Genomic DNA, 24,329 nt, shown 5'->3' on the forward strand with positions numbered 1-24,329 from the left:
CTATGTGGCTCTATGTGGCTCTCTATCTTGCCGCGCCGACCAATATTACGCTAGTTCATCGGTCCGCGCGCCCGGTGTTGCGCGATCAGTAAATATCGTCCCCCTCCACCCAGACGCGCGGCGCCGGCTGGCGCCGCCGTATTTCGCCGGCGAAGGCGCCCTCGCCGTCCAGGCCCGCCGCGAGCGCCTGCTGGTCGGCGCGCAGGCACGGCCTGACCAGGGGCCCGGCCGCCACGTGCACGAAGCCCATGGCCAGCGCGCGCCGGCGCAACAAGTCGAACGTGGCGGGGGCGACATAGCGCTGCACCGGCAGGTGCTCGGCCGACGGCGCCAGGTACTGCCCGATGGTCACCATGTCGACCTGGTTGGCGCGCAGCGCGCGCAACACCTCCAGCACCTCGTCGTCCGTCTCACCGAGGCCCAGCATGAGGCCCGACTTGGTGCGCACGCCCGGAACCCGGGCCTTGAAGCGGCGCAGCAGCGCCAACGCATGGGCATAGCCGGCGCCCGGGCGCACCAGCGGATACAGCCGCGGCACGGTCTCGACATGGTGGTTCATCACGTCCGGCGGCGCGGCCGCCAGCGCCGCCAGCGCATGGCCGACGCGGCCACGGAAATCGGGCGCCAGGAGTTCCACCCGCGTTCCCGGCGCCAGCGCGCGTAGCTGGGCGACGCACTGTGCGAAGTGGGCGGCGCCGCCGTCGCGCAGGTCGTCCCGGTTGACCGAGGTGATGACCACGTGGCGCAGGCCGAGCGCGGCGACGGTGGCGGCCAGCCGGCCCGGCTCGGCCGGGTCGGGCGCGTCGGGTCTGCCATGGGCCACGGCGCAGACCGGGCAGTGGCGCGTGCACAGCCGCCCCATGATCATGAAGGTCGCGCCGCCGTCGCCGAAGCACTCGCCGATGTTCGGACAGCCGGCCTGTTCGCACAAGGTGGTCAGCCCGTCGGCGCGCAGGAGGGACAGGATTTGCTGGAAGCGCCCCGAGGGCGGCGCCGCCCGGGTCCGGATCCAGTCCGGCTTGGGCAGCCGTTCGGCGGCCCGCAACATGAGCGGCGCGCGCGCGGGCTTGCCGGCGCGCCGCGGCCCGGGTCCGGCCGCCATGGGGTCCGGTTCAGTGGTTGGGTTCATGGTTCACCTGCTGGGGGGGCGGCCACCGTGGCCGCCCCTGGAATGGAAAAAAGGAGCAGGCTCGCGCCCGCTCCAAACACTGCACAGAGGAGACTGGCGTGTCAGATTGCCCGTTGCCGCAGCTGGTTGGCGATGTGCTCGGCCTGCCGGATCGCCAGCGCGACGATGGTCAGGGTCGGATTGGCCGCCGAACTGGAGGTGAACTGGCTGCCGTCCGAGATGAACAGGTTCTTCACGTCGTGGCTCTGGCCCCATTTGTTGACCACGCCGTCGCGCGGGTTGGCGCTCATGCGGTTGGTGCCCAGGTTGTGGCTGGCCGGATAGGCCGGCATGTCGATCACGCGGCTGGCGCCCACGGCCTCGGACAGCTTGCGGAACTGCACCAGGCCGTGGGCGGCGATCGCCTCGTCGTTGCGGTGGTAGGTCTTGCTGACGATGGGGATCGGCAGGCCGTACTGGTCCTTCTCGGTCGGATGCAGGGTGATGCCGTTCTGTTCGCGCGCCATGTCCTCGCCGCAGACCCAGACGGCCGTCATGTGGTCGTACATCTCCAGCGCCGACGTCACGTCGCGGCCCCAGCCGCCCGGCTTCATGAAGGCGGCCGTGTAGGGCAGCCCCAGGGCCAGCCCCTCCAGGTAGTAGCCGCCGTTGAAGCCGCGTCCCGTGTTGAGCGCCACCTCGTCCGCCACCACGGCGCCGATGTCGAAGCCGCGGTTCATGTACACCGGCTTGCGGTGGATCGCCACCGCCGCCGCCGTCGAATGGTTCATGTAGTTGCGCCCCACCTGGCCCGAGGAATTGGCCAGGCCGTCGCGGAACAGGTTCGAGGCCGAGTTGAGCAGCATGCGCGGCGACTCGATCGAATTGCCGGCCACGCACACCACGCGGGCCTTCTGCAGCACGTGGCGGCCCTTGCGGTCCGCGTACAGCACGCCGTTCACCTTGCCGCTCTTGTCATGCTGGATCTGCAACACCATGCTCTCGGGCCGCAGCTCGACCCGTCCGGTCTCGATCGCGCGCGGGACCTCGGTGTACAAGGTCGACCATTTGGCGCCGACCTTGCAGCCCTGCATGCAAAAGCCGATCTGCTGGCAGCCGGGGCGGCCATCGTAGGGCGCCGAGTTCGACGCCACCGGGCGGATGATCTTCCGGTAGCCGATCTTGCGGGCGCCGGCCGCCACCACCTTGTACTGGTTGCTCTCGGGCATGGGCGGCAGGCCGCTGGCCCGGGTGCCCGCCACCCCCATCTTCTTCTCCGCCAGTTCGTAGTACGGTTCCAGCTCGGCCAGCGTGATCGGCCAGTCCAGCACGTTGGCGCCCTCGACCTGGCCGTAGATGCTGCGGGTGTGGAAATCGTGCTCCTGGAAGCGCAGCGCCACCCCCGACCAGTGCACGGTGGAGCCGCCGACGGCCTTGACGATCCAGGCCGGCAGGTTGGGATAGGTCTTGGTGTGGTGCCAGCCGCCGGCCGAGATGCGCTTGTCGAGCCACGATATCTTGTTGAACATGGCCCACTCGTCGTTCTCGAAGTCGGCCTGCGTGAAGTGCTTGCCGGCCTCCAGGATGACGATCTTGTCCACGCCCCGCTGCGCCAGCTCGTTGGCCAGCGTCGCCCCGCCCGCGCCGGAGCCGATGACGACCACCACGCCGTCATCGTTCAAATCGAATTGCTTACCCATGATGTCCTGTCTCCTTAATAATTGTTATGCCGCGCCGCCGTCACAGCCAGTCGATATCGTTGAAGCCACGGTGCAGATAGCCGCCCTTCTCCCACGACGAGCCCTCGTAGCCCAGCAATGGCCAGACGGCCTTGTTGTCGTACAGGCTGGTGACCATGTCGCCGCGGATCTTCTGGAAGAACGGCCCCTTCTCGATCTCCATCAGCAGCGCGACCCGGTCGCCCTCGGCCGCCACCTCGGCGTACGGCCGGCCGTAGCGGCTCCCGGCGGCGCGGTCGAGCTGCGCCACCCCGTCCTGGATCAGGGTCTTGAGCGCCGCGTCCTTGGCGGCCTTGCGCTCATACGGCGCGATCGCCTCGACGTAGTAGCGGTCGGCCAGGCGGTCGTGCGGGAACACGTCGCGCGCCATGCGCAGCAAGGTCTTGCCGGTGGCCGGGCCGAGCGTGTGGAAGTCGCCGACCAGCCCGTCGGCGGCCGGCATGGCCAGCGCCGCCGGCGCCACCGCCGCCGCGCCGAGGGCCATGCCGCCGCCGCGCAGGAAGCCGCGGCGCGACCAGGTCACCACCTTGGGCAGCACCCGCATGGCGCCGGCTTGCGTACTCGAATCTTGGTCCTTCATATCTCCTCCTTGGTACGTCATGGTTAATGTTGAAATACATTGAGGGCCGGCCCGCCGCCCGCCGCCGGCAAGGGACTGTGGCGGTGCAGGGCCGCGTCCGAGCCCGCGCCCAGCACGTCGGTGAGCATGTGGTGCAGGCGCTCGGCCAGCACCTCGGCCATGACGGGCGCGCCCAGCTGCTCGGCGTAGGACGTGGTGCACTCGCCGAGCAGGCCGGCGTCGCCGGGCTGGCCCAGCGCGTCGCACAGCAGGCTCCAGTCGGGCCGGGCGATCAGCGTCCCCGACGTGATCAGCACGCCGGTGCGCCTGCGCAGCTGGGCCAGGCCGACGATCTTGCGCTGCCCGACCACCACCTCCCACGGCGACAAGCCGCCATAGCAGGCCCACTTCAGGCGCGCGTCGGCCTGGTGCAGGCGCACCTCCTCGGGCGCGATGGCGTGGGCCCGGATGCCGGCGTCGCGCAGCAGGCCCGCGTGCAGCGCGCCCAGCCAGCGGTAACTCGCCACCGTGCCGTGCGCCATCAGCGGATGGTCGGGCGGCAGCACGATCGACGCGCTCACCATCCACGGCCCCGTCAGCACGGCGCCGCCGCCCGAACCGCGCTGCACGACCGACGCGGCCAGCGCGTGCCGGCTGTCGATGCGCGCGCGCAGGGCCGCCTGCGAGCAGCCCAGCACCACGCCGGGCACGCGGTAGGTCCACAGCCGCAGCCTCGGCTCGGTGACCGGGCGGGCCAGCTGGGCCGCGTTCCACAGCTGTTCCTGCTGCTGCGTGACGGTGTCGACGAACACGATCTTGGCGTCCATCACAAGCCCTCGGCGGTTTCCAGTCGGCGCTGCAGGTCGGTCAGGAACAGCGCCGCCGGGTAGCCGTCCACGGCCCGGTGGTCGAACACCAGGTGCAGGCCCATCATGGGCGCGGCGACGATGGCGCCGTCCCGCACCACGGCCCGGACGGCCACCCGGGTCATGCCGAGGATGGCCACCTGCGGCGCGTTGATGATGGGCGTGAAGCTGTCGATGCCGGTCGTGCCCAGGTTGGTCACGGTGAACGTGCCGCGCTGGTACAGGCCGGCCCCCAGCGTGCCGGCGCGGGCGCCGGCCGCCAGCGTGCGCGCCTCGTCGGCCAGCTCGGCCACGCTCTTGGCGTCGGCCCGGCGCAGCACGGGCACCATCAGTCCCTCGTCGAGGCTGACAGCCAGGCCGAGGTTGATCTCCGGCATCAGCTCGATCTCCTTGTCGAGCATGCGGGCGTTCAGGCGCGGATGGTCGCGCAGCGTCAGCGCCACGGCGCGCAGCACGTAGGCCGTCAGGCTGGGGCGCGGCCCGTCCTGCCCGGCGGGCCAGGCGGCGCGCAGCCGCTCGACGGCCGCGACGTCGACCTCGATCGACTGGGCCACGCGCGGCACGCGCCAGCCGGCCTCCATGTTGCGGGCGATGGCGGCGCGCATGCCGGCCAGCGCGATGGTGTTGCGGGCGGCGGGCGCCGGCGCCGCCACGGTAGCTTGGCTCATGATGGGCTACTCCTCCAGGCGGGCCAGCACGGTGGCCGGGCCGATGGTGTCGCCCTCGGCCGCCAGCAGGGCGACCACGCGGCCGGCCACCGGCGCCGTGATCTCATGGGTGGTCTTGACCAATTCGGCGCACACGAGCACCTGGCCGGCCGCCACCTGGTCGCCCTCCTTCACCTGCCAGTCCTGCAGCAGGGCTTCCGTGCCCGGTTCCACGTCGTCCCATACATCGCCCGTCATCAATACGTCCGTCATGCTGCTGCTCCTTGTTCGTTGAGTGTGGCGCGCATCAGCGCGCGGACCTGGTCGACGATGTTGCCGACCTGGGGAATGACGGCCTGCTCCAGCGGCCGGCTGAACGGAATCGGCACGTCCGGCACGGCCAGGCGGCGCACGGGCGCGCGCAGGCGCACCGTGTCGAGGTGCTCGGCGATGGTGGCGGCGATCTCGCCGGACAGGCCGAAGCTCAGGTAGTCCTCGTCGGCGATCAGCACGCGGCCGGTCCTGGCCGCCGAGCGCAGCACGCTGTCGCGGTCCAGCGGCACGATGGTGCGCAGGTCGATCACCTCGACGGAGATGCCCTCCTCCGCCAGCTGCTCGGCCGCCAGCAGCGACTTCTGCACCATCTGGCTGAGCGTGACGATGGTCACGTCCTCGCCCGCGCGCGCCACGCGGGCCTGGCCGAACGGGATGGCGTAGGCTTCGCGCGGCACCTCGTTGGTGCTGCCCTCGAAGTAGGACATCCACGACAGGCCCATGATGCCCTTGTGGTAGCAGAAGATGACCGGGTTGTTGTCGCGGATGGCCTGCGTCATCAGGCCCTTGGCGTCGTAGGCGTTCGACGGCACCACCACCTTCAGGCCCGGCATGTGGGCGAAGCTGGCGTACAGGCATTGCGAGTGCTGGGCCGCGTCGTTGTAGCCGCCGCCGATGCCGGTCGTGACCACGATCGGCAGCTTGAGCGCGCCGCCCGACATGTAGCTGTTCTTGGCCATGTGGTTGTAGATCTGGTCGAAGCACACGCCGAAGAAGTCGACGAACATCAGTTCGGCGATCGGGCGCAGCCCCTCGGCGGCGGCGCCGAGCGCGGCGCCCATGAAGGCCGTCTCCGAGATCGGCGTCTCCATGATGCGCTCGGCGCCGAAGCGCTCCAGCAGGCCGCTGGTGGCGCTGAAGATGCCGCCGTATTTGCCGATGTCCTCGCCCATGACGAACACGGAGGCGTCGCGCTCCATCTCCTGGCCGATGGCTTCCGAAATCGCCTGCGCCATGGTGAGCGTGCGTTGGTTACTGCTTTGCATATCAATCTCCTGTGGTGGATGCGGTTAGTCGGCGAACACGTGCAGCAGGGCCTCGTCCGGCGCCGGATAGGCGCTGCCGCGGCCGAACGCGTAAGCCGCCTCGACGCGCGCGCCGATGCGCTGGCGCAGCGCCTGGTCGGCATCGTCGTCCAGCAGGCCGGCGCCGCGCAGCTCGGCGCCCAGGCGGACGATGGGGTCGCCCTTGCGCAGGTTGGCCGCCTCGTCCTTGGCGCGGTAGGTCTCGGGGTCGCCCTGGAAATGGCCGAAGTAGCGGTCGGTCTGCACTTCGATCAGGCTCGGGCCCTCGCCGCGCCGGGCGCGGGCGATCGCTTCGCCCGCCGCCTCGTAGACGGCCACCGCGTCGTTGCGCTCCACCAGCACGCCCGGCATGTCGTAGGCGGCCGCCCGCACCGCGTTCGACGCCACGGCCGTCGACACCGATTTCTCCACCGAGATGCCGTATTTGTTGTCCTCGCAGATGAACACCACCGGCAGCTTCCACACGGCGGCCAGGTTCAGCGATTCGTGGAACGCGCCCTGGTTGGCGGCGCCCTCGCCGAAGAAGGCGATCGCGACCCAGTCCTTGCCCAGCTTGCGCGCGGCCAGCGCGGCGCCACAGGCCTGGGGCGCGCTGGCGCCGACGATGCCGCTGCACGAGAACTTGGTGGGCGGGTGGAACAGGTGCATGTGGCCGCCCTTGCCCCGGCCCAGGCCCGTCACCTTGCCGAACAGCTCGGCCGTCATGGCGTCCAGCGGCACGCCCTTGGCGATGGCGAAATGGTGCGAGCGGTGCGCGCCCACCACGCTGTCGTCGGCGCCCAGGTGGGCGCACACGCCCACGGCCACCGGCTCCTGGCCGGCGGCCAGGTGCATTTCACCGGGCACGGGGCCGGCGCCGATATCGAAGGCCAGGCCCTTCTGGATCTTGGGCGGCAGTTTGCCTTCCAGATATACCTTGGACATCGTCTCTTCGTATTCACGAATCTCGATCATCTTTTCGTACATCCACAATAAATGTTGCGGTGTCGGTTTCATAAGTGCAGGTCTCCTTCAAGAATTTTGGTGGCACGGCGCGTCGCCAGCGGCGCGCATGCGGCTGACTCGGCTTACCGGCATTCAGCAAAATCAATGCCACCCGGCCGGCGGCGCGCTGCGGCGCAGGCGGCAACGGGCCGCCAGGCCGCGCCAGCACTGGTGTTGCGGCTCGCGCGGACCAAACTCCGCCGCCGTGGCGACGGCCGCCGCCGGGCCGCCGGGGCCGCCGCGCGGCGGCATGGCGGCGCCATCTGTCGCAAGGGGCCGGGGCGCCGTGCGACACCTGTCTCCGCCGCGCGGCGCCGCGCCCCGCCCCCGCAGCGGCCCGCCCAGAGCGCGGCAGCGCCGCCGCGCATCCTTTTTTGCAAGTGGCACCGATTTTGCTCAGTGCTTGCTGGCCGACACCGCCGCAGCCGTCCGCCACGCGGGCGCACCGACGGAACGGCCCACCTCCGCAGCCCATGCTCGGGGAACCAAAAAAAAACTCAAGGAGATGTCGTGAGAAAAGGAATCAGCAGCAGCACCGCAATCCAACGGAAGGCCCTGACCGTCTTGGTGGGCGCCGCCATCGCCAGCCAGGCCGGCGCGGCCGTGGAATTCGAAACGCCGTCCGGCTGGAAATTCGGCACGGACGGCTGGATCATCGTGCAAGCCCACAAGCAGAACGGCGAGACCAAGGACACCACCGGCTTCCGCATCACCTCGGGCACCACGCCCAGCCTGATCGCGTTCAACGTCACCGCGCCGGCCGTCGACGGTGTGACCTTCAGCAGCCGCGTGGGCCTGTACATCAACGCCCAGTCGGGCGAGGGCAACTTCCGCAACGCCGGCAACGTCGGCAACACGGGCGCCCAGGCGCTGGACCCGCGCGAGATCTGGGGCAAGGCGGCGGCCAGCTGGGGCGAGGTCATCTTCGGCAAGGCCTACAGCATCTACCAGGGCGAGGCCGTGCTGGCCGACGCCTCGGTGCTGGCCGGCGGCCTGACCGGCTACGACAACGTCAACACCACCAACGCGCTGGCGGCCACCTTCAACGCCGGCTATCTGTACACCAACTTCAACGCCGGCGTGCGCTACAACTCGCCACAAAGCGAGCCGCTGACCTTCTCCGTCGGCATCTACGATCCGAGCCAGATCCGCAACGTGTTCGTCGGCAGCGGCGCCGACCAGACCACCTCGCCGCGCGTCGAGGCCGGCGTCTACTTCAAACCGCAACTGGGCGACGCCAAGGTCAAGCTGTACGCGGACGCCACCTACCAGCGCGCGCAGGACTGCAAGACGGCCGCCGGCATGCCATGCGCCAGCGACCAGGTGACGACCTCCGGCGTGTCCGCCGGTACCACGGTCGATCTGGGCGCCTTCAACTTCCACCTGTCCGGCTTCAGCGCCAAGGGCCTGGGCTCGCTGCTGATGCAGGACCTGGACGCGCTCGACGCCGACGGCCGCGAGCGCAAGAGCCGGGGCCTGTTCACCCAGCTCGTGTACCACCCGACGCCCGCGCTGTCGCTGCGCTACAGCTACGGCCGCACCACCATCGACGACACGGCCGCCACGCCCGGCCACGTGGCCCGCTCCAACATCGTCGGCGTCTACTACGCCGTCAACCAATACCTGACCACGTACGGCGAACTGGCCAATTCGCGGTTCAGCCGCAATCCCGTGTTCAACACCAGCACCGACACCAACTACGCGACCGTCGGCGCGCGCTTCATGTGGTGACCGTCCCCGAGCACCAGACCAACAAGAGCAAACACCACATCATCACCGGAGAAGACAAATGAACCACCCCCTGCGCAAGTCCCTGCACCCCGCCACCCTGTGGCCGATGGCCGCCGTCGCCATCATCGCCGCCGCCACCCTCAGCGCGCCGGCGCCGGCCGGCGCCGTGGCCCATGCGATCGCCGGCCCCGGCGACGCCGACCCGGACAACTGGACCCAGTACCACCGCACCTCGAACGCCTGGCGCTATTCGCCGCTGGGACAGATCAACAAGAGCAACGTCAAGAAGCTCAGGACGGCGTGGATACACCAGCCCGGCGACATCACCGCCGGCCTGATCTCGACCCCGCTGGTCAAGGACGGCGTGATGTACTACGTGGCGCCGAACAACAACGTGTTCGCCCTCAACGCCGCCACCGGCGAGCGCCTGTGGGCCTACCAGCCCAAGCTCGATCCGGTCTCGTCCCAGAGCTTCTACGCCACCCTGAGCCGCAGCCTGACCATGGGGCACGGCAACATCTACCTGGGCACCATGGACGGCCGCTTCGTCGCCATCAATGAAAAGACGGGCAAGGAGGTGTGGTCGACCCAGCTGACCGACCTCAAGAAGTGCTTCGGCTGCCTGTTCTCCTCGTCCCCGATCCTGGCCGGCGACGTCCTGATCGGCGGCTCCACCGGCGGCGACCAGCCGCAGCGGGGCAAGATCTACGCCGTCAACGCCATCACCGGCGAGAAGATGTGGACCTTCGACACCATCCGCGACGATCCGAAGAGCTGGCCGGGCGACACCGGCGAGGTGGCCGGCGGCGGCGCCTGGCTGCCGGGCACCTACGACGCGGCCTCCGACACCGTGTTCATCGGCACCAGCAACGCCGCGCCCGATTTCTACGGCGACGGCCGCAAGGGCGACAACCTGTACACGGCCACCCTGCTGGCCCTGGAGCCCAAGACCGGCAAGCTCAAATGGCACCGCCAGGAGATCCCGCACGACACCTTCGACTACGACTCGGCCTACGAGGCGCTGATCCTCAAGAAGGACGGCAAGGACGTCATCGTCCACCTCAACAAGAGCGGTTTCGTGTTCGTGATGGACAAGGCCGACGGCAAACTCGAGAACGTGTGGCCGCTGAGCCAGACCTACAACTTCGTCAAGACCATCGATCCCAAGACGGGCGAGCTGATCGGCCGCAAGGAGCTCCCGGCCGGCAAGGAAAGCGTGCTGTGCCCGTATCTGCTGGGCACCCGCAGCTGGAACCCCGGCGCCTACAACCCGAAGACGGGCCTGTGGTACACCAACGCGATGGAGGTGTGCGAAACAGTGGTGCCGGGCAAGCAGGAGACCAAGGGCATGGGCATCGCCTCGCTCTATCTGGGGGTCGACAAGCTGGAGGCCGTGGCGCCGCCCGGCCAGCCGGCCGAGGGACGGCTGGACGCGCGCGACCCGCTGACCGGCAAGCTGAAATGGAGCGTGAAGTATCCGATCCCCGGCCTGGGCGGCGTGCTGACGACGGCCGGCGGCCTGGTGTTCAACGGCGACCCGGCCGGCTACGTCCACGCCTATGACGCCGACAACGGCGCCGAACTGTGGAAGTTCCAGACCGGCTCGGGCATCCGCGCCGGCATCATCAGCTACGCCGTCGACGGCAAGCAGTACATCGCCGTGCCCAGTGGCTGGGGCTCGCTGGCGCCCGGTTTCATGGCCAGCGCCTTCCCCAAAATCAAGGACCTGACCGGCGGCGCCGCGATGGTCGTGTTTGCTCTGGATTAAGCCCCATGGCGGGCGGCCCCGGCCGCCCGCCTATGGCCCGCCACCCCATCGACGATCACCCACGACAGGAGTCACCCCATGCGCAGCATCCCCACTTCGATCCAGCGCGGCCTGATGCCGCTGCTGTTCGCCGCCGCCGCGGCGCCCCGCCCCGCCCTCGCCGACGCCCCGCAGCGCCCGGACCTGGACAACCCCGCCACCATCGCGGCCGGCGCCAAGCGCTTCAACCAGAATTGCGTCTATTGCCACGGCAATCAAGGCTCCGGCGGCAAAGGCGCGGCCCTGCAAGGCCGCCACGACCTGACCCCCGAGTATCTTTTCCAGACCATCAGCAACGGCAAGACGCGCGGCAGCCTGCTCATGCCGGCGTGGAAGGCAGCTTTCTCCGAGCAGGAGATCTGGGAACTCGGCAGCTACATCCTGTCGTTGCGCGACGTCGGTCCGAAGAAATGAGCGCCCCCCGTCCGGGCCGCTGGTTCGGCCATGCCTGCCTGCTGGGGGCCTTCGCGCTGTGGACGGGCGCGGCCGCCGCCCGTCCGCTCGACGCGATGATCGCCTCCCACCACTTTTCGGTCTGCGCGGCCGACAACGCGCTGCCGTACTCGCGCAACGACAGCGCCGCGCCCGGCTTCTATCTCGAGATCGCCGCCGAGATCGCAAAGGCGCTGGGGCTGGAACTGGAGGTGGTCTGGCTCGCCTCCAGCGAGCAGATCAGGTTCACCGCATGCGACGCCGTGATGGGCGCCCCCGCGCCCGGGGAGGAAACGGAGCGCGACGGCGGCGACCTCGACAAACTGAGGCCACGGCTGCTGACGATACCGTACATGCGGGTCGCCTCGCTGCTGGTCTATCCGCGCCAGCCGGCCGGGGCGCCATCGCTGGAAGCCCTGCGCCGTGGCCATGTCGCCGTGCCCAGCGGATCGGTGGCGCACCAGGTGCTCAACGAGGCCGGCGTGCCGGTGTGGGTGCGCTTCCACAACGACGCCGAGATCCTGGAAGCGGTGCAAGGCGGCCAGGCCGACGCCGGCGTGGTCTCGCAGATCGGCTACGGATGGTACCGGCGCAACCATCCGACGACCGCGCTGGTCGGTGTCGCTGACGTGCTCGACGCGCCCGGACTGCGGTTCGATGTCGCGATCGCCCTGCGGCGGACCAACCTGGCGACGCTGCACCGGATCGACGCGGTCATGCGCCAGTTGCGCGATGACGGCGTGATCGCGGCGATATTGGCGAAGTACGGCATCGACGCGCCGCCGCCCGCTCCCGCCGCGCGCCATGGGGTGGCACGCAACGGTTAGCTCGATGCGCTGCGCTGCGGTATAGCCGCCATCGCGCCGCCATGGGCATGGCCGAGCCGGAACACATCGACCGTCCGCGCCAGGCCGTCGGCCTGCGACTGCAGCGTCTCGGCGGCGGCGGCGGCCTCCTCCACCAGCGCCGCGTTTTGCTGCGTCACGTTCTCCAGCTCCGTGACCGCCACGCAGATATGGTCTATGCCGCGCTCCTGCTCGCCGCCGGCCGCCGTGATCGCCACCATGATGTCGGCCACGCGCCGCACGCTGTCGACGATCTTGCCCATCGTGGCGCCGGCCTGACCGACGAGCCGGCTGCCGCTTTCCACCTTGTCCACGGAATCGCCGATCAGCGCCTTAATTTCCTTGGCTGCGGTGGCCGAACGATGCGCCAGGTTGCGCACCTCGGCTGCGACCACGGCAAAACCACGGCCCTGCTCACCGGCGCGGGCCGCTTCCACGGCGGCGTTCAGTGCGAGAATATTGGTCTGGAAGGCGATGCCGTCGATGACGGACGTGATGTCGGCGATCTTGTTTGCCGAGGCATGGATCGCAGTCATCGTCTCGATCACGTCGGCCACCACGGCGCCGCCCTCCTCCGCCACGCCGGAGGCGCTGATCGCCATCTGATTGGCCTGGCGCGCGTGCTCGCCGTTGCGCTTGACGGTGGCCGTCAGTTCCTCGATCGAGGCCGCCGTCTCCTCCAGCGAACTGGCCTGGCGCTCGGTGCGGTCAGACAAGTCCTGGTTGCCGGCCGCGTTTTCGATGGCGGCGGCTGCGATCAGTTCGGTACCGCTGCGCACCTGCGACACGATCTGCACCAGGCTTTCGCGCATGTGCTTCATGCCGTGCATCAGGCTGGCCGTATCGCCAGGTCGCACGGTGATCTCGCCGCCCAGGTCGCCGGCGGCGATGCGCTGGGCCACGGCGCGCGCGTAATCGGGTTCGCCGCCCAGCTGGCGCAGTAGCATGCGGGTCAGCAGCAGCGCCGCACCTATGCCGCAGATCACCGCCGCCGCGCTCAGCAGCAACAGCAGCGTGCGGCCGTTGCGGTAGGTCGCGTCGATGTCGGCGCTGGTGGCGTCGATGGCGGCGCGCTGCAGCGCCAGCAACTGCCGCATCTGCAGCAGGTATTTTTTGGCGCCGGGCAGATAGTTGCTCTCGAACACCGTGCGGGCCTGGAACAGGCGGCCGTCCGTGCGCAGCTGGAACACTTCCTTGCCCGACGATTGATAAACGGCGCCACTGGCGACCAGCTCGGCAAACAATGCCTTTTCTTCGCGTGAGGCCAACAGCCCGGCCAGCTTCTGCTGCAGCGCTGCGGAGCGGGCGGCGGCCTCGTGGGTGGCCGTGTCGAAATAGGCGATCAGACTGGGGTCGTTGCTCTTGGCGGCCGCCGTGGTCCGCGCGACCGCCGCGTTGGTCACGGCATCCCAATCGCTGATCAGGCGTTCCTTGGCCAGCGAAGTCTGGATCATGGCGCGCGTCGCTTCAGCCACCGCTTGCAGGCGCCAGATGCCTATCCCTGCCACCAACAACATCAACAACAACACGGCGCCGAAACCAGCGGCCAAACGGGTGCGAGTCTTTATATTTTTCATTATTCCGCCAGCAAGACATTCAGGATGATCAGCACAGAGCAGTGCCAGGGGCGCAGCGTCGGGGCCTGCCCAGGCGGCCATGCCACACTTCTGCCGCATTCCGGCCATCGTAGCGAGTGTCGACAGGTGGAACTAATGAATAATTTCGGCCTGCCGATATCCGGACCGATATCGGCGCGGGGGCGTGCGATTGACCACGCCCGTCACGCCATACCAAAAAGACAATGGATAGCGGCACCGTCGGCGCCAACGCGCCCCAGGCCTGCGGCGCCGCCTTTGCCGCGCGCGAGCTGGACAAGGACTGGGTCGCGATCGCCTTCTTCGGCGAGAGCGCGGCCAACCAAGGCGCATTCCATGAATCGCTGAACCTGGCCGCCGTGCGGAAGCTGCCGCCGGTGTTCAACTGCGAGGACAACAAATACGGGCCCTGGCCGACGCCCCACCCAACGGCGGGACCAGGATCCGGCAGCAGCAAAGAGGCCATGCAAAGTGCGCCTCGTGCACAGCCTCAACTACCCCAGCGAGCTGGAATACAGGAGCGAAATCACGTAGAATATCCAGTTGGCTCCACGAAAGCCTAACCGGCCTCGCTTACTTTTACCCGATGCTCTTCCTGACTCAACGCAAACGCAGTCTGCGCGCGGTAGTGCTGCTACTGATGTGCTTTGTGGTGCTCACGCCGCTGGCGGGGAGTCGCATCTTCGTGCGCGCGGCGCTGCAGCGCGCTGAGTTCTATGCCAACGTGGTACGGCATGACCACGAGACCGCACCGATGGCCCGTGCCGCCGCGGATGGGCATCACATCGCGACCGCGCTCACCGCGCACCATGTCAACTTACTCAATCTGTTCCTGCATCTGAGCGGAATCTTCGTCCCCACCATCTCGACGGACTGGCTGGCCCGCCCGAACGGCGGCGCGCTGGCGATCGCGATCACCGCGCTCCCGGAATGGGGGCTGGTGTTCGCCATCTTCGAGCCCCCCAGGCACCCCGCCTCCTCCTTGCCTTGATCCGTTGACGCTCCCGAGCGTCAGACAACACAAACGCAGCCGTTGGCGCGCGAGAGTCAGGCACGGCGCCAGCTGTTCGGGCGAGCGGTCCTTATCGCCCGCAGTCCAGCGGCGCCATCGCCTCTCCGCGCCATCGGCAACAACATCGAGGATGGCATGCACACGCCATTTGCAACAGCGCCGCAGGCTAAGCCCGGCGTGAATATCCGCACAACCACGTGCGACACGCTCCACCACGTAACCCGGATGCTCGAACGGCTTGAACTGGCCGACGCCGTCGAACTGAACGAGACGCAGGCCGGCCTGCACCTGGCCCTGAAAGGCAATGTCGCGACGCGCATCGCCGCCGGCGCCGACACGCTGCAGATCGCGGCGCGGCTGGCGCCCGCCCAGGCGTCCGGCACGCCGGCGCTCGAACGCGAGATTCTGGCCGCGCTCCTGGCTTCGCCTTTGACGCTGGCCTTCCCCGACTGGGCCGAGTTCGAGTCCTCCGTACGCACGCGGCGCCACATCGCCGAGGCCGCGGCCCGCACGCAGCTCGCCTTCGACACGCGGGCGATCGAACGTCCCCGGGATTGCTGGAACTATTCGGAGGACTTGGGCTTCACGATCCGCCCGGGCGTGCCGCTCATCGAGGCACTGGTCCGGACCACGCAGCCGGCGCCGGCCGGCCCGCGCTACGCCTTCTCCTGCTACCGCGCCACCGAGTACGTGATCCTGCTGGGCCTGGCGCGCGAGCTGGCGCAGTCCAACCCAGAAATGTTGCGACGACTCCAGCAGCGCTGGGAACGCAAGGCCATCATGTCGGGCGCGTTCCATGAAGCCTTCCTGGTCGAGCATGGCTCGATCGAGCAGCCGGTGCCAGCGCGCTACTACGTGCCGGGCGACCGGGTCTGGTTCCGCAACCCGGACGCCGCGTCGTCCGACATCAGCGGCTACGAGGGCTCCTGGGTCATCTACCTGGGCGGCGGCCTGTTCTCGAACTTCTGGCAGCCGGACGCGCCCTACACACTGGAACGCAAGTGCCTGGAGGTTTACCACTGGCGCCACGGCGTCTACGTGGACGACGAGGGCGAGCCTCGGATGAACGAGCAGGAGGTCAATGACCGGGTCCAGCGTTCACTGGCCGGCGCCGAGGAGGTCGACGCCATCGTGGCGCGCATGATGCGCATGCGCGACCCGAAGGGTGTCTATGCCGAGGGTGGCTGCATCGACGCCTCGCGCGAATATCCGCGCTTCGTCCATGCGGCGACCACCGACATTCGACTCGATGTCTGACGATGGCGCTTCGTCGCCGCGCGCCAGCCCAGTCATCAGATGTGCAGCGCGTGCCCCAGAGCACGCAGCGCCGCCTCCTGGATCGCCTCGCCCAAGGTCGGATGCGCATGGATGGTGCCGGCCACGTCTTCCAGCGTCGCCCCCATCTCGATCGACTGGGCGAACGCGGCGGACAACTCCGACACGGCCTTGCCGACCGCCTGCCAGCCGACGATCAGGTGGTTGTCGCGCCGCGCCACCACCCGCACGAAACCATCCTTGGCTTCGAGCGACATGGCGCGCCCGTTCGCCGCGAACGGGAACAGCGCGTCGATACAATCGATGCCCTGCGCGCGCGCCTGCTGGGGCGTGGCGCCCACCGCCACCACCTCCGGATCGGTGAAGCACACGGCCGCGATGGCCGCCGGGCTGAAATGGCGGCGCTTGCCGCTGATGATCTCGGCCACCATTTCACCTTGGGCCATGGCGCGGTGCGCCAGCATCGGTTCGCCGGTCACATCGCCGATGGCCCACACGTCGTGCATCGAGGTGCGGCACTGGTCATCGACCTTGATGAAGTGGCCATCCATGTCGATGCGCAGTTTTTCCAGGCCAAAGCCACGCGTGTTCGGACGCCGGCCAACGGCGACCAACACCTGATCCGCCGCCAGCGACAGCTCTTCGCCGGCCGCATTGCGGATGTGCACCGCGCCTTCCCCGTCCAGGCCCAGCACCGAACTACCAAGGCTGGTTTCCACACCCAGACCTTTGAGCGTATTGGCCACCGGACGGCTCAACTCCGCGTCGTAGGCGGGCAGGATGCACTCCTGCGCCTCCACCACGTGCACTTGCGCCCCCAGCTTCGCATAGGCGATGCCGAGTTCAAGGCCGATATACCCGGCCCCCACCACCACAAGGTTGTCCGGCACGGTCTTGGGCGACAACGCCTGCGTGGCGCTGATCACCTTCCCGCCGAACGGCATGAACGGCAATTCGACGGCGGACGATCCCGTGGCCAGCAGCAGGTGCTGGCAGCCGATGCGCTGCGGGCTCTCGCCGTCGCGGATCACTTCGACGGTCTTGCCATCGACGATATTGGCCCATCCCTTGACGACGCGCACGCCGCTTTTCTTCAGTAGTGCCGCCACGCCGCCGGTCAGGCGCCCGACGATGCCGTCCTTCCACAGCACGGTCTGGCCGATGTCGATGCGCGGCAATTGCACGGAAATGCCAAGCGCCGAACCGCTGGCGTAATGACTGGCCTTGTCGAATTCCTCGGCGGCGTGGATCAGTGCCTTCGACGGGATGCAGCCGACGTTCAGGCAGGTGCCGCCCAGTTCAGCGGCTTCCACCAGCGTGGTGGCGATACCGAGCTGGCCGGCGCGGATGGCCGCCACATAGCCGCCAGGACCGCCGCCGATCACCAGCAGTGTCGTTGTGTGTTGGTTCATCTGTTACTCCACAAAGAGCATCGCTGGGCATTCCAGCAAGGCGCGGATGGCTTGTACGAATTGGGCCGCGTGCATGCCGTCGATCACGCGGTGATCGAACGAGGAGGACAGGTTCATCATCTTGCGGATGACCAGCCCACCCTGGCGCACCATCGGCCGCTCCACGATCTTGTTGACGCCGATGATGGCCACTTCGGGATGATTGATCACCGGCGTGGAGACGATGCCGCCCAGGGCGCCCAGGCTGGAGATGGTGATGGTCGAACCGGACAACTCGTCGCGCGTGGCCTTGCCGGTGCGCGCGGCCTCGGCAAGCCGCCCGATCTCCGCCGCGCACGACCACAGGTCGCGCGCCTCGGCGTGGCGCATCACCGACACCATCAGCCCGGCATCGGTCTGCGTGGCCACACCCAGATGGACGGCGCCGTACTGCGTCACGACACCGGCATCGTCATCGAAGCGCGCATTCATCTGCGGGAACTGGCGCAGTGCGACCACGATGGCGCGGGCCAGCAACGGCAGCACCGTCAGCTTGCCGCGCTCCTTGCCCCATTGCTCGTTCATGCGCGCACGCAGGGCCTCAAGCTCGGTGACGTCGATCTCCTCGACGTAGGAGAAGTGCGGGATACGACGCTTCGCCTCCTGCATCTTCTGTGCGATCTTGCGCCGCAGTCCGACCAGCGGAATGGCCTGTTCCGTGTGGATCTCGCGGTAGCCGCCGGCCAGCGGCGACGCGGACGGTACGCCCTGCGCACCGCGCGCGGCGTAGGCGTCCAGGTCGGCGTGCTGGATACGGCCGGCCGGGCCGCTGCCGTGCACGAACTGCAGCTCGATGCCCATGTCCCATGCGCGCTTGCGCACCGCCGGCGACGCGAGCGGACGTTCGCCGGGTGCGCGCGCCACGCGCGCGGGAGCGGACGTGGACGCGGACGCCGACATCGCCGGTGCCGGCGACGCCACTGGTGCCGGCGACGCCACTGGTGCCGCAGATGCCGCTGGCGCTGCCGCGATATGCGCCGGAACCGCCCCGCGCCCCACCGGCGCCGCAGGCACCGGCGCCGGAGCGGCCGGCGTCGCCGGCGCGGCAGATGGCGCGGCATTCGGCGCCGCAGATGGCGCGGCTGACTGGCCGCCCGGCGCCTTCTGGTTGCCTGCGCCCTCCACCTCGATATGGATCAGATCCGACCCCACGGCCATCACCTGGCCCGCCGCGCCGCCGAGCATGGCCACGGTGCCGTGCACAGGCGAAGGAATTTCAATAGTGGCCTTGTCGGTCATGACATCGGCCAGCACCATGTCCTCCGTGACCGCGTCGCCCACCTTGACATGCCACATGACCAGTTCAACTTCCGCGATGCCCTCGCCGATGTCCGGCATCTTGATGACGTGAATACCCATCGTTATGCCTCCACCGTACGTTTGAACGCCGCGCCCACGCGCGCCGGCCCCGGGAAATACGCCCACTCCTGCGCATGCGGATAAGGCGTATCCCAGCCCGTCACACGCTCGATCGGCGCTTCCAGATGGTAGAAGCAATGTTCCTGCACCAGCGACACCAGTTCGGCGCCGAAGCCGCAGGTGCGCGTGGCCTCGTGCACCACCACGCAGCGGCCGGTCTTCTTGACCGACGCGACGATCGTCTCCAGGTCCAGTGGCCACAGGCTGCGCAAGTCGATGATCTCGGCGTCGATGCCGGTCTCGCGCGCGGCCGCTTCGCTTACCCAGACCATGGTGCCGTAAGCGAGCACGGTCAGCTGCGTGCCCGGCCGGAAAATGGCCGCCTTGTCGAGTGGGACGGTGTAATAGCCCTCGGGCACCTCCCCGAGCGGGTTCTGCGACCACGGCACCACGGGCTTGTCGTGGTGGCCGTCGAACGGCCCGTTGTAGAGGCGCTTCGGTTCGAGGAAGATCACCGGATCGTCATTCTCGATCGAGGAAATCAGCAAGCCCTTGGCGTCGTAAGGATTGGACGGCATCACGGTGCGCAGGCCGCACACGTGGGCGAAGATGGCCTCCGGGCTCTGGCTGTGGGTCTGACCGCCGTAGATGCCGCCGCCGCACGGCGTGCGGATGGTGATCGGCGCGGTGAAATCGCCCGCCGAACGGAAGCGCAGCCGCGCCGCCTCGGACACGATCTGGTCATACGCCGGATAGATGTAGTCGGCGAACTGGATTTCGATGCACGGCCGCAGGCCGTAGGCGCCCATGCCGATGGCCACGCCGACGATGCCGCCTTCCGAAATCGGCGTGTCGAACACGCGCGAGGTGCCGTATTTCTTCTGCAGGCCCTCGGTGCAGCGGAACACGCCGCCAAAATAGCCCACGTCCTGTCCGAAGACCACGACGTTGTCGTCCTTCTCCATCATCACGTCCATCGCCGAACGCAGCGCCTGGATCATCGTCATCGATGTTTTCGTTATGTTTTCCGCCATCTCAGATCCCCAGTTGCTGACGTTGCACGCGCAGATGTTCAGGCAGTTCCTTGTAGATGCCATCGAACATTTCAGCGGGACTGAAGGTGTGGCCGCTGGCCATGGTGCCGTACTGCTCGGCCTCCTTCTGCGCGGCCAGCACCTCGGCCTCCAACTGCTTCTGGGTTTCCTCGTGCTCCTGCTCGGACCACGCGCCGGCCTTGATCAGGTACTGCTTCAGGCGCGCGATCGGATCCCCCAACGGGAAATGCGACCAGTCGTCGCCGGGACGGTACTTGGACGGATCGTCCGACGTCGAGTGCGGACCGGCGCGGTAGGTCACCCACTCGATCAGGCACGGCCCGAGGTTGCGGCGCGCCCGCTCGGCGGCCCAGCACGACGCCGCGTACACAGCCAGGAAGTCGTTGCCATCGACACGCAGCGACGCGATGCCGCAGCCTACGCCGCGCGCGGCGAAGGTGGTGTTCTCGCCGCCGGCGATAGCCTGGAAGGTCGAGATGGCCCACTGGTTGTTGACCACATTGAGGATGACGGGCGCGCGGTACACGTGGGCGAACGTCAGTCCGGTGTCGAAGTCCGCTTCGGCCGTGGCGCCGTCGCCTATCCATGCGGAGGCGATCTTGGTATCGCCCTTGATCGCCGAGGCCATGCCCCAGCCCACGGCCTGGATGTATTGCGTCGCCAGGTTGCCCGAGATGGAGAAGAAGCCCGCCTTCTTCACCGAGTACATGACCGGCAATTGCCGGCCCTTGAGCGGATCGCGCTCGTTCGACATCAGCTGGCAGATCATATCGACCAGTGGATAGTCGCGCACGATCAGGATGCTCTGCTGGCGATAGGTGGGGAAGCACATGTCGTCCACATTCAGCGCCAGCGCCTGCGCGGTGCCGATGGCCTCCTCGCCCAGACTCTGCATGTAGAACGACATCTTCTTCTGGCGCTGCGCCATCAGCATGCGGCTGTCGAAGATGCGGGTCTTCATCATGGCGCGCAAGCCCTTGCGCACAAGCTCGACGTCGATTTGGGGCACCCAGGGGCCGACGGCGTTGCCCTCGGCATCGATCACGCTGATCAGCGAATAGGCCAGATCGCGCGTATCCATGGGCGCCACGTCGACCTCGGGACGGCGCACGGCGCCGGCCGGCGACAGGCGGAGATAAGAAAAATCGGTTGCGCAACCTGGACGTCCCGTCGGTTCGGGCACGTGCAGGCGCAATGGTTCAGCCTTGCTCATTCAGATTCCTTCATGTGCGATGGTGTCGCACTTGGTGTGGTCAATCGCGGCGCGCCCGCTGCGGATAGCGGCGGGCTGCCTGGACTGTGGAACCGCCCGTTGCGGAACGCAAAGCGGGCACGAAAATTTTCCTCAAAAGCAACGCTAGGGTAACATGATTTCCAGCGCGCATGCGCACTGGAAAGTGGTGGAAAAGACGTGAAAATCAAGGTTGCAAAAAAAGTTCAACCTTGCCGCAGTTGTGCGACGGCGGCGGCCAGCGTATTGACACCCCAATGCTCCACATAGCGGCCATCGCGCACGCGCACGACATCGATCACATCGATCGCAATCTCCCTGCCCGTCGCCTCGACGCCAAGCAGCGCGCCGATGTGCTTGCCCGAGATGGTCTTCCGGGTGATCACTTTGTCGCCCTCGCACAGTTGCTCATGGATGTGCACCTGCAGATCGCCGATGGCGGGCCGCAACACGGTCGTGAACGTGCGCCACATGTTTTCCGCGCCGCGCAGGGCCTCGCTTGGCGCCGACCAGTTGACGAAATCCGGCGCCATCAGCGCGTCGAACGACGCCCGGTTGCCTTCCCCGATCACTTCACGGTTGAAGCGCGCGACTATCGCCTTGCGGTCGCCGTCGTCCTCCTCCGGCGACGCCGCCATTGCCAGCGCGTCGGCCCCCGCCATCAGCCGCATCGGCGCGGCGGGATCGGTCACCGCCCGCCACACCGCCTCGGCGACGTCGCGTGCCTGCGTCACGGGCGCATCGATGTTCTGCACATTGGCCAGCATGCGCTGCCGGAATTCAGTGTAGGCCGCGTGCCCGCCCTGCCCCATCAGCCGGCGCGCGTTGTCGCCGAAGCGCGTTTCCGGCGAGCGACCGGGCAGCACGAGCCGCACGCGGACGTCGAACGGCGCCAGCTCCAGCGCCAGCGATTCCGTGAACGCATTGACCGCCGCCTTGCTGCCCGTATAAACCGACAGCAAAGGCAGGGATTTGAGCGTCACACTCGACGTCACGTTGACGACCACACCGGCACGCCGCTGCCGAAACTGCGGCAACACTGCCTGCGTCATGGCGATCGTGCCGAGCGTGTTGGTCTCGAACACCTGGCGGATATTCGCCGCCGTACTGTCCTCCAGCGGCGACAGCAGGCCAACACCGGCGTTGTTAACCAGCGCGTCGATCGGGCCGGCCGCTTCAAGACAGTGGCGGATGCTGTCCGCGTCCGTCACATCGAGCGGCAGCACGCGCAGGCGCTCCGCGTTCGGCAGCAGGCTGTCGTCGGGCGTGCGCATCGTCGCGACAACACGCCAGCCCCGGTCGAGAAAGAGCCGCGCGGTTTCAAGACCGAAACCGGACGAGCAACCAGTGATAAGAACAACAGGCACAGAGGACATGAAAACTCCATCGGGTTGGTGAAGTCCGTACGATAGAGATAAGCACCCGGACCAGCTATACTTTTAAGTCCATATTTTTGTTGAGATCGTCCAATGATTGATCCACTCGCAGAAGTCGTGACCTTGTTGCAGCCGGGCGCGCCGTTCTCGAAGCTGGTCGTCGCGTCGGCGCCGTGGGCCGTGCGCCGCACCGCGACCGGGCGCCCTTTCTATTTCGTCGTCCTGGAAGGCGGCTGCCACCTGACTGTGGATGGACCAACGCACAGCGAGACGATCACGCTGAACGAAGGCGACTTCGCCCTGGTTCCCGCAGCCGGCAGCTTTTCGACATCGAGCCTCGACCGGCAACCTCCCGGCCCCGATGAAGAGGTCATCACGCAGGTCACGCCGATGCCGGGCGGCGCGCGCGTGGGCGATCCGCAAGGCCCGGTCGATGTGCGCATGCTCGTTGGTCATTGCGAGTTTGGTTCGCCCGATTCCGCCCTGCTCGTCTCGCTGTTGCCGCAATACGTGCACATACGCGGCGTGCCGCGCCTGGCAACGCTGGTGCAGATGGTGGGCGATGAATCGCGCGCCGACCGGCCCGCGCGCGACATTGTGCTGTCCCGGCTGCTTGAGGTGTTACTGATCGAGGCGCTGAGGTCGACGGCGGACACCGGCGCCTCGGCCGGCCTCGTGCGCGGGTTGGCCGACCCCAAACTGGCGATCGCGCTGCGCGCCATGCACGAGCACCCCGCCGCCGCATGGAACATCGCGCAACTGGCGCGCGCGGCGGCTATGTCGCGTTCGGCCTTCTTCGAGCGTTTCAGCCAGGCCGTCGGCGTGGCGCCGATGACCTATCTGCTGGCCTGGCGCATGGCGCTCGCCAGGCAGCTGTTGCGGCGCCGCGAACTGAAGATCGCCGACATCGCGGAGCGCGTCGGCTATGGCTCGGTCAGCGCGTTCGGCGTCGCATTCACGCGGCACGTCGGCATGCCGCCCCGGCGTTATGCGCAGAGCGAACCGGAAGAAGCGGCTGCCGCCTGATGGCTTGACCGTGCGCGTGTCACGCGCGCAGCGTCAGCAACAGTTCATCGAGCCGTTCGAGGGTGGAGGCCATGCCCTCCTTCATGCCCATATCGATGACCTTTTGCACGTCTTCCGGCGAGTTGTACTGCACGACCGTGGTGACCAGCGTGTGTTCCCTCAGATCCGAGAACGTGACGTCCCAGCGCGAACGCGGCATGTCGACGTTGACGACGCCGGTCTCATCGGTGAAGCCGTCGAGCGCCGCATAGCTGTCGATCGGGTGGATGGCCAGGTAATCGACGCGGCTCCAGTAAGCCTGCCCATCGGGCGTGACCATGGCGTAGTGCCAGTGGCCGCCCTCCTTGAACGCCATGTGTTTGGTCCGGGTGCTCAGCGGCTTGGGCGCGAACCAGCGGTCGAGCAAAGCGCTCTGCGTATGACAGTCCCAGACCAACTGGCGCGGGCCGGCGAACTCCCGCCTCACGGTGAGCGTGCTGTTTTCCTTGTCGACCACAAAATCGAATTGAAGCTTAGCTGCCATGCTCGTCTCCTTGCAATTGTTCCAAAAGGTTGTCCAGATTTTCGTACCGGCTGCACCAAAGCGCCCGCTGCTCCTCGAACCAGCGCTCGGCCGCGGCGAGCTTGTCCTGCTCGAGCGTGCAGGTCCGCACCCGTCCGCTCTTGCTGCTGCTGACCAGGCCGGTCGCCTCCAGCACCCGCATGTGTTTCATGAACGATGGCAGCGCCATGTCGAACGGTTCCGACAATTCACTGACCGTCGCCGGACCCGCGCCGAGCCGGCGCACCACGGCCCTGCGTGTTGGGTCTGACAGCGCGTGGAAGATCGCGTCCAGCGCAACCGAATAGTTATCCATATGGCTAACTATAGGC

24 protein-coding genes and 1 pseudogene are annotated in these 24,329 nt (G+C 67.8%); 8 read left to right on the forward strand and 17 right to left on the reverse strand.

What is annotated here, in order from left to right:
* Positions 1–85: 85 nt before the first annotated feature.
* From lipA to AC1RQG_RS17140, 8 genes are all read right to left on the reverse strand, one after another.
* Complete coding sequence (gene lipA / locus AC1RQG_RS17105) at positions 86–1,129, reverse strand: lipoyl synthase (RefSeq protein ID WP_493133216.1); 1,044 nt, start codon at positions 1,127–1,129, stop codon at positions 86–88.
* 101 nt (positions 1,130–1,230) lie between these two features.
* Positions 1,231–2,808, reverse strand: a complete 1,578-nt coding sequence (locus AC1RQG_RS17110) for a GMC family oxidoreductase (RefSeq protein ID WP_493133217.1) — start codon at positions 2,806–2,808, stop codon at positions 1,231–1,233.
* Between the two features lie 40 nt (positions 2,809–2,848).
* Positions 2,849–3,427, reverse strand: coding sequence for a gluconate 2-dehydrogenase subunit 3 family protein (locus AC1RQG_RS17115; protein WP_493133218.1), 579 nt, complete (start codon positions 3,425–3,427; stop codon positions 2,849–2,851).
* Between the two features lie 23 nt (positions 3,428–3,450).
* The gene (locus tag AC1RQG_RS17120) at positions 3,451–4,233 is read right to left on the reverse strand and encodes a lipoate--protein ligase family protein (RefSeq protein ID WP_493133219.1); all 783 of its coding nucleotides are present in this window, start codon (positions 4,231–4,233) and stop codon (positions 3,451–3,453) included.
* Positions 4,233–4,940 (reverse strand): 2-oxo acid dehydrogenase subunit E2, encoded by a 708-nt coding sequence (locus tag AC1RQG_RS17125; protein WP_493133220.1) that lies wholly within the window; start codon positions 4,938–4,940, stop codon positions 4,233–4,235. Before AC1RQG_RS17125 ends, AC1RQG_RS17120 begins: the two co-directional genes overlap by 1 nt.
* A 6-nt stretch (positions 4,941–4,946) precedes the next feature.
* On the reverse strand, positions 4,947–5,192 hold the full coding sequence (locus tag AC1RQG_RS17130) for a lipoyl domain-containing protein (RefSeq protein WP_493133221.1): 246 nt from the start codon (positions 5,190–5,192) through the stop codon (positions 4,947–4,949).
* The gene (locus AC1RQG_RS17135) at positions 5,189–6,238 is read right to left on the reverse strand and encodes an alpha-ketoacid dehydrogenase subunit beta (RefSeq protein ID WP_493133222.1); all 1,050 of its coding nucleotides are present in this window, start codon (positions 6,236–6,238) and stop codon (positions 5,189–5,191) included. Before AC1RQG_RS17135 ends, AC1RQG_RS17130 begins: the two co-directional genes overlap by 4 nt.
* Before the next feature lie 24 nt (positions 6,239–6,262).
* Entirely contained in the window at positions 6,263–7,273 is a 1,011-nt protein-coding gene (locus AC1RQG_RS17140) for a thiamine pyrophosphate-dependent dehydrogenase E1 component subunit alpha (protein WP_493133223.1), read from the reverse strand.
* A 498-nt stretch (positions 7,274–7,771) separates the two neighbouring features.
* Here AC1RQG_RS17140 and AC1RQG_RS17145 point away from each other — a divergent pair, with 498 nt between their 5' ends.
* The 4 genes from AC1RQG_RS17145 (at position 7,772) to AC1RQG_RS17160 (ending at position 12,058) form a co-directional block, all read left to right on the forward strand.
* The gene (locus AC1RQG_RS17145; RefSeq protein ID WP_493133224.1) at positions 7,772–8,992 is read left to right on the forward strand and encodes a hypothetical protein; all 1,221 of its coding nucleotides are present in this window, start codon (positions 7,772–7,774) and stop codon (positions 8,990–8,992) included.
* A 58-nt stretch (positions 8,993–9,050) separates the two neighbouring features.
* Positions 9,051–10,760: a pyrroloquinoline quinone-dependent dehydrogenase gene (locus AC1RQG_RS17150; protein WP_493133225.1), complete on the forward strand. Its 1,710-nt coding sequence runs from the start codon at positions 9,051–9,053 to the stop codon at positions 10,758–10,760.
* A gap of 78 nt (positions 10,761–10,838) precedes the next feature.
* Positions 10,839–11,213 (forward strand): c-type cytochrome, encoded by a 375-nt coding sequence (locus tag AC1RQG_RS17155; RefSeq protein ID WP_493133226.1) that lies wholly within the window; start codon positions 10,839–10,841, stop codon positions 11,211–11,213.
* On the forward strand, positions 11,210–12,058 hold the full coding sequence (locus AC1RQG_RS17160) for a substrate-binding periplasmic protein (RefSeq protein ID WP_493133227.1): 849 nt from the start codon (positions 11,210–11,212) through the stop codon (positions 12,056–12,058). The genes AC1RQG_RS17155 and AC1RQG_RS17160 overlap by 4 nt, the downstream gene beginning before the upstream one ends.
* On the opposite strand, the gene AC1RQG_RS17165 is transcribed toward AC1RQG_RS17160, so the two are convergent.
* A complete protein-coding gene (locus AC1RQG_RS17165) occupies positions 12,055–13,653 on the reverse strand; it encodes a methyl-accepting chemotaxis protein (RefSeq protein WP_493133228.1) in 1,599 nt (532 codons plus the stop codon). The genes AC1RQG_RS17160 and AC1RQG_RS17165 overlap by 4 nt on opposite strands.
* Before the next feature lie 224 nt (positions 13,654–13,877).
* Between AC1RQG_RS17165 and AC1RQG_RS17170 the strand changes: the two genes are divergently transcribed.
* The 3 genes from AC1RQG_RS17170 (at position 13,878) to AC1RQG_RS17180 (ending at position 15,940) form a co-directional block, all read left to right on the forward strand.
* Positions 13,878–14,234, forward strand: a complete 357-nt coding sequence (locus tag AC1RQG_RS17170) for a thiamine pyrophosphate-dependent enzyme (RefSeq protein WP_493133229.1) — start codon at positions 13,878–13,880, stop codon at positions 14,232–14,234.
* Positions 14,235–14,257: 23 nt separating this feature from the next.
* Entirely contained in the window at positions 14,258–14,662 is a 405-nt protein-coding gene (locus AC1RQG_RS17175; protein WP_493133230.1) for a hypothetical protein, read from the forward strand.
* 246 nt (positions 14,663–14,908) lie between these two features.
* Positions 14,909–15,940, forward strand: a complete 1,032-nt coding sequence (locus AC1RQG_RS17180; RefSeq protein ID WP_493133231.1) for a hypothetical protein — start codon at positions 14,909–14,911, stop codon at positions 15,938–15,940.
* Positions 15,941–15,975: 35 nt separating this feature from the next.
* On the opposite strand, the gene lpdA is transcribed toward AC1RQG_RS17180, so the two are convergent.
* The 6 genes and pseudogenes from lpdA to AC1RQG_RS17210 all read right to left on the reverse strand — a co-directional run.
* Positions 15,976–17,370: a dihydrolipoyl dehydrogenase gene (gene lpdA, locus AC1RQG_RS17185; RefSeq protein ID WP_493133232.1), complete on the reverse strand. Its 1,395-nt coding sequence runs from the start codon at positions 17,368–17,370 to the stop codon at positions 15,976–15,978.
* A gap of 3 nt (positions 17,371–17,373) precedes the next feature.
* Positions 17,374–18,768, reverse strand: a complete 1,395-nt coding sequence (locus tag AC1RQG_RS17190) for a dihydrolipoamide acetyltransferase family protein (RefSeq protein ID WP_493133233.1) — start codon at positions 18,766–18,768, stop codon at positions 17,374–17,376.
* A 2-nt stretch (positions 18,769–18,770) separates the two neighbouring features.
* Entirely contained in the window at positions 18,771–19,775 is a 1,005-nt protein-coding gene (locus tag AC1RQG_RS17195; protein WP_493133234.1) for an alpha-ketoacid dehydrogenase subunit beta, read from the reverse strand.
* Between the two features lie 28 nt (positions 19,776–19,803).
* A complete protein-coding gene (locus AC1RQG_RS17200) occupies positions 19,804–21,036 on the reverse strand; it encodes a 3-methyl-2-oxobutanoate dehydrogenase (2-methylpropanoyl-transferring) subunit alpha (RefSeq protein WP_493133235.1) in 1,233 nt (410 codons plus the stop codon).
* Positions 21,037–21,260: 224 nt separating this feature from the next.
* Positions 21,261–21,692 carry an ester cyclase gene (locus AC1RQG_RS17205; RefSeq protein WP_493133331.1) on the reverse strand — a complete coding sequence of 144 codons (432 nt, stop codon included), beginning with the start codon at positions 21,690–21,692 and terminating at the stop codon, positions 21,261–21,263.
* Positions 21,681–22,430, reverse strand: a pseudogene (locus AC1RQG_RS17210) (SDR family oxidoreductase); the annotation flags it as partial. The pseudogene AC1RQG_RS17210 and the gene AC1RQG_RS17205, both read right to left, overlap by 12 nt.
* 93 nt (positions 22,431–22,523) lie before the next feature.
* Between AC1RQG_RS17210 and AC1RQG_RS17215 the strand changes: the two are divergent.
* Entirely contained in the window at positions 22,524–23,456 is a 933-nt protein-coding gene (locus AC1RQG_RS17215) for an AraC family transcriptional regulator (RefSeq protein WP_493133236.1), read from the forward strand.
* Positions 23,457–23,475: 19 nt separating this feature from the next.
* Here AC1RQG_RS17215 and AC1RQG_RS17220 read toward each other — a convergent pair whose 3' ends face one another.
* Both AC1RQG_RS17220 and AC1RQG_RS17225 read right to left on the reverse strand, forming a co-directional pair.
* Positions 23,476–23,979, reverse strand: a complete 504-nt coding sequence (locus tag AC1RQG_RS17220) for an SRPBCC family protein (RefSeq protein WP_493133237.1) — start codon at positions 23,977–23,979, stop codon at positions 23,476–23,478.
* Positions 23,969–24,313: an ArsR/SmtB family transcription factor gene (locus AC1RQG_RS17225; protein WP_493133238.1), complete on the reverse strand. Its 345-nt coding sequence runs from the start codon at positions 24,311–24,313 to the stop codon at positions 23,969–23,971. Before AC1RQG_RS17225 ends, AC1RQG_RS17220 begins: the two co-directional genes overlap by 11 nt.
* Positions 24,314–24,329: the final 16 nt, after the last annotated feature.

This window comes from Rugamonas sp. GW822-FHT03B10, assembly GCF_058801745.1.

What these genes read in the sequence shown, in the direction of transcription:
- AC1RQG_RS17135 (WP_493133222.1), bottom strand. Translation starts at nt 6,238, where the DNA reads ATGCAAAGCAGTAACCAACGCACGCTCACCATGGCGCAGGCGATTTCG.
- AC1RQG_RS17215 (WP_493133236.1), top strand. Translation starts at nt 22,524, where the DNA reads ATGATTGATCCACTCGCAGAAGTCGTGACCTTGTTGCAGCCGGGCGCG.
- AC1RQG_RS17150 (WP_493133225.1), top strand. Translation starts at nt 9,051, where the DNA reads ATGAACCACCCCCTGCGCAAGTCCCTGCACCCCGCCACCCTGTGGCCG.
- AC1RQG_RS17225 (WP_493133238.1), bottom strand. Translation starts at nt 24,313, where the DNA reads ATGGATAACTATTCGGTTGCGCTGGACGCGATCTTCCACGCGCTGTCA.
- AC1RQG_RS17190 (WP_493133233.1), bottom strand. Translation starts at nt 18,768, where the DNA reads ATGGGTATTCACGTCATCAAGATGCCGGACATCGGCGAGGGCATCGCG.
- AC1RQG_RS17180 (WP_493133231.1), top strand. Translation starts at nt 14,909, where the DNA reads ATGCTCGAACGGCTTGAACTGGCCGACGCCGTCGAACTGAACGAGACG.
- AC1RQG_RS17200 (WP_493133235.1), bottom strand. Translation starts at nt 21,036, where the DNA reads ATGAGCAAGGCTGAACCATTGCGCCTGCACGTGCCCGAACCGACGGGA.
- AC1RQG_RS17130 (WP_493133221.1), bottom strand. Translation starts at nt 5,192, where the DNA reads ATGACGGACGTATTGATGACGGGCGATGTATGGGACGACGTGGAACCG.
- AC1RQG_RS17155 (WP_493133226.1), top strand. Translation starts at nt 10,839, where the DNA reads ATGCGCAGCATCCCCACTTCGATCCAGCGCGGCCTGATGCCGCTGCTG.
- AC1RQG_RS17220 (WP_493133237.1), bottom strand. Translation starts at nt 23,979, where the DNA reads ATGGCAGCTAAGCTTCAATTCGATTTTGTGGTCGACAAGGAAAACAGC.
- AC1RQG_RS17175 (WP_493133230.1), top strand. Translation starts at nt 14,258, where the DNA reads ATGCTCTTCCTGACTCAACGCAAACGCAGTCTGCGCGCGGTAGTGCTG.
- AC1RQG_RS17165 (WP_493133228.1), bottom strand. Translation starts at nt 13,653, where the DNA reads ATGAAAAATATAAAGACTCGCACCCGTTTGGCCGCTGGTTTCGGCGCC.
- AC1RQG_RS17205 (WP_493133331.1), bottom strand. Translation starts at nt 21,692, where the DNA reads ATGGCGGCGTCGCCGGAGGAGGACGACGGCGACCGCAAGGCGATAGTC.
- AC1RQG_RS17195 (WP_493133234.1), bottom strand. Translation starts at nt 19,775, where the DNA reads ATGACGATGATCCAGGCGCTGCGTTCGGCGATGGACGTGATGATGGAG.
- AC1RQG_RS17120 (WP_493133219.1), bottom strand. Translation starts at nt 4,233, where the DNA reads ATGGACGCCAAGATCGTGTTCGTCGACACCGTCACGCAGCAGCAGGAA.
- AC1RQG_RS17115 (WP_493133218.1), bottom strand. Translation starts at nt 3,427, where the DNA reads ATGAAGGACCAAGATTCGAGTACGCAAGCCGGCGCCATGCGGGTGCTG.
- AC1RQG_RS17125 (WP_493133220.1), bottom strand. Translation starts at nt 4,940, where the DNA reads ATGAGCCAAGCTACCGTGGCGGCGCCGGCGCCCGCCGCCCGCAACACC.
- AC1RQG_RS17170 (WP_493133229.1), top strand. Translation starts at nt 13,878, where the DNA reads ATGGATAGCGGCACCGTCGGCGCCAACGCGCCCCAGGCCTGCGGCGCC.
- lpdA (WP_493133232.1), bottom strand. Translation starts at nt 17,370, where the DNA reads ATGAACCAACACACAACGACACTGCTGGTGATCGGCGGCGGTCCTGGC.
- lipA (WP_493133216.1), bottom strand. Translation starts at nt 1,129, where the DNA reads ATGAACCCAACCACTGAACCGGACCCCATGGCGGCCGGACCCGGGCCG.
- AC1RQG_RS17110 (WP_493133217.1), bottom strand. Translation starts at nt 2,808, where the DNA reads ATGGGTAAGCAATTCGATTTGAACGATGACGGCGTGGTGGTCGTCATC.
- AC1RQG_RS17160 (WP_493133227.1), top strand. Translation starts at nt 11,210, where the DNA reads ATGAGCGCCCCCCGTCCGGGCCGCTGGTTCGGCCATGCCTGCCTGCTG.
- AC1RQG_RS17140 (WP_493133223.1), bottom strand. Translation starts at nt 7,273, where the DNA reads ATGAAACCGACACCGCAACATTTATTGTGGATGTACGAAAAGATGATC.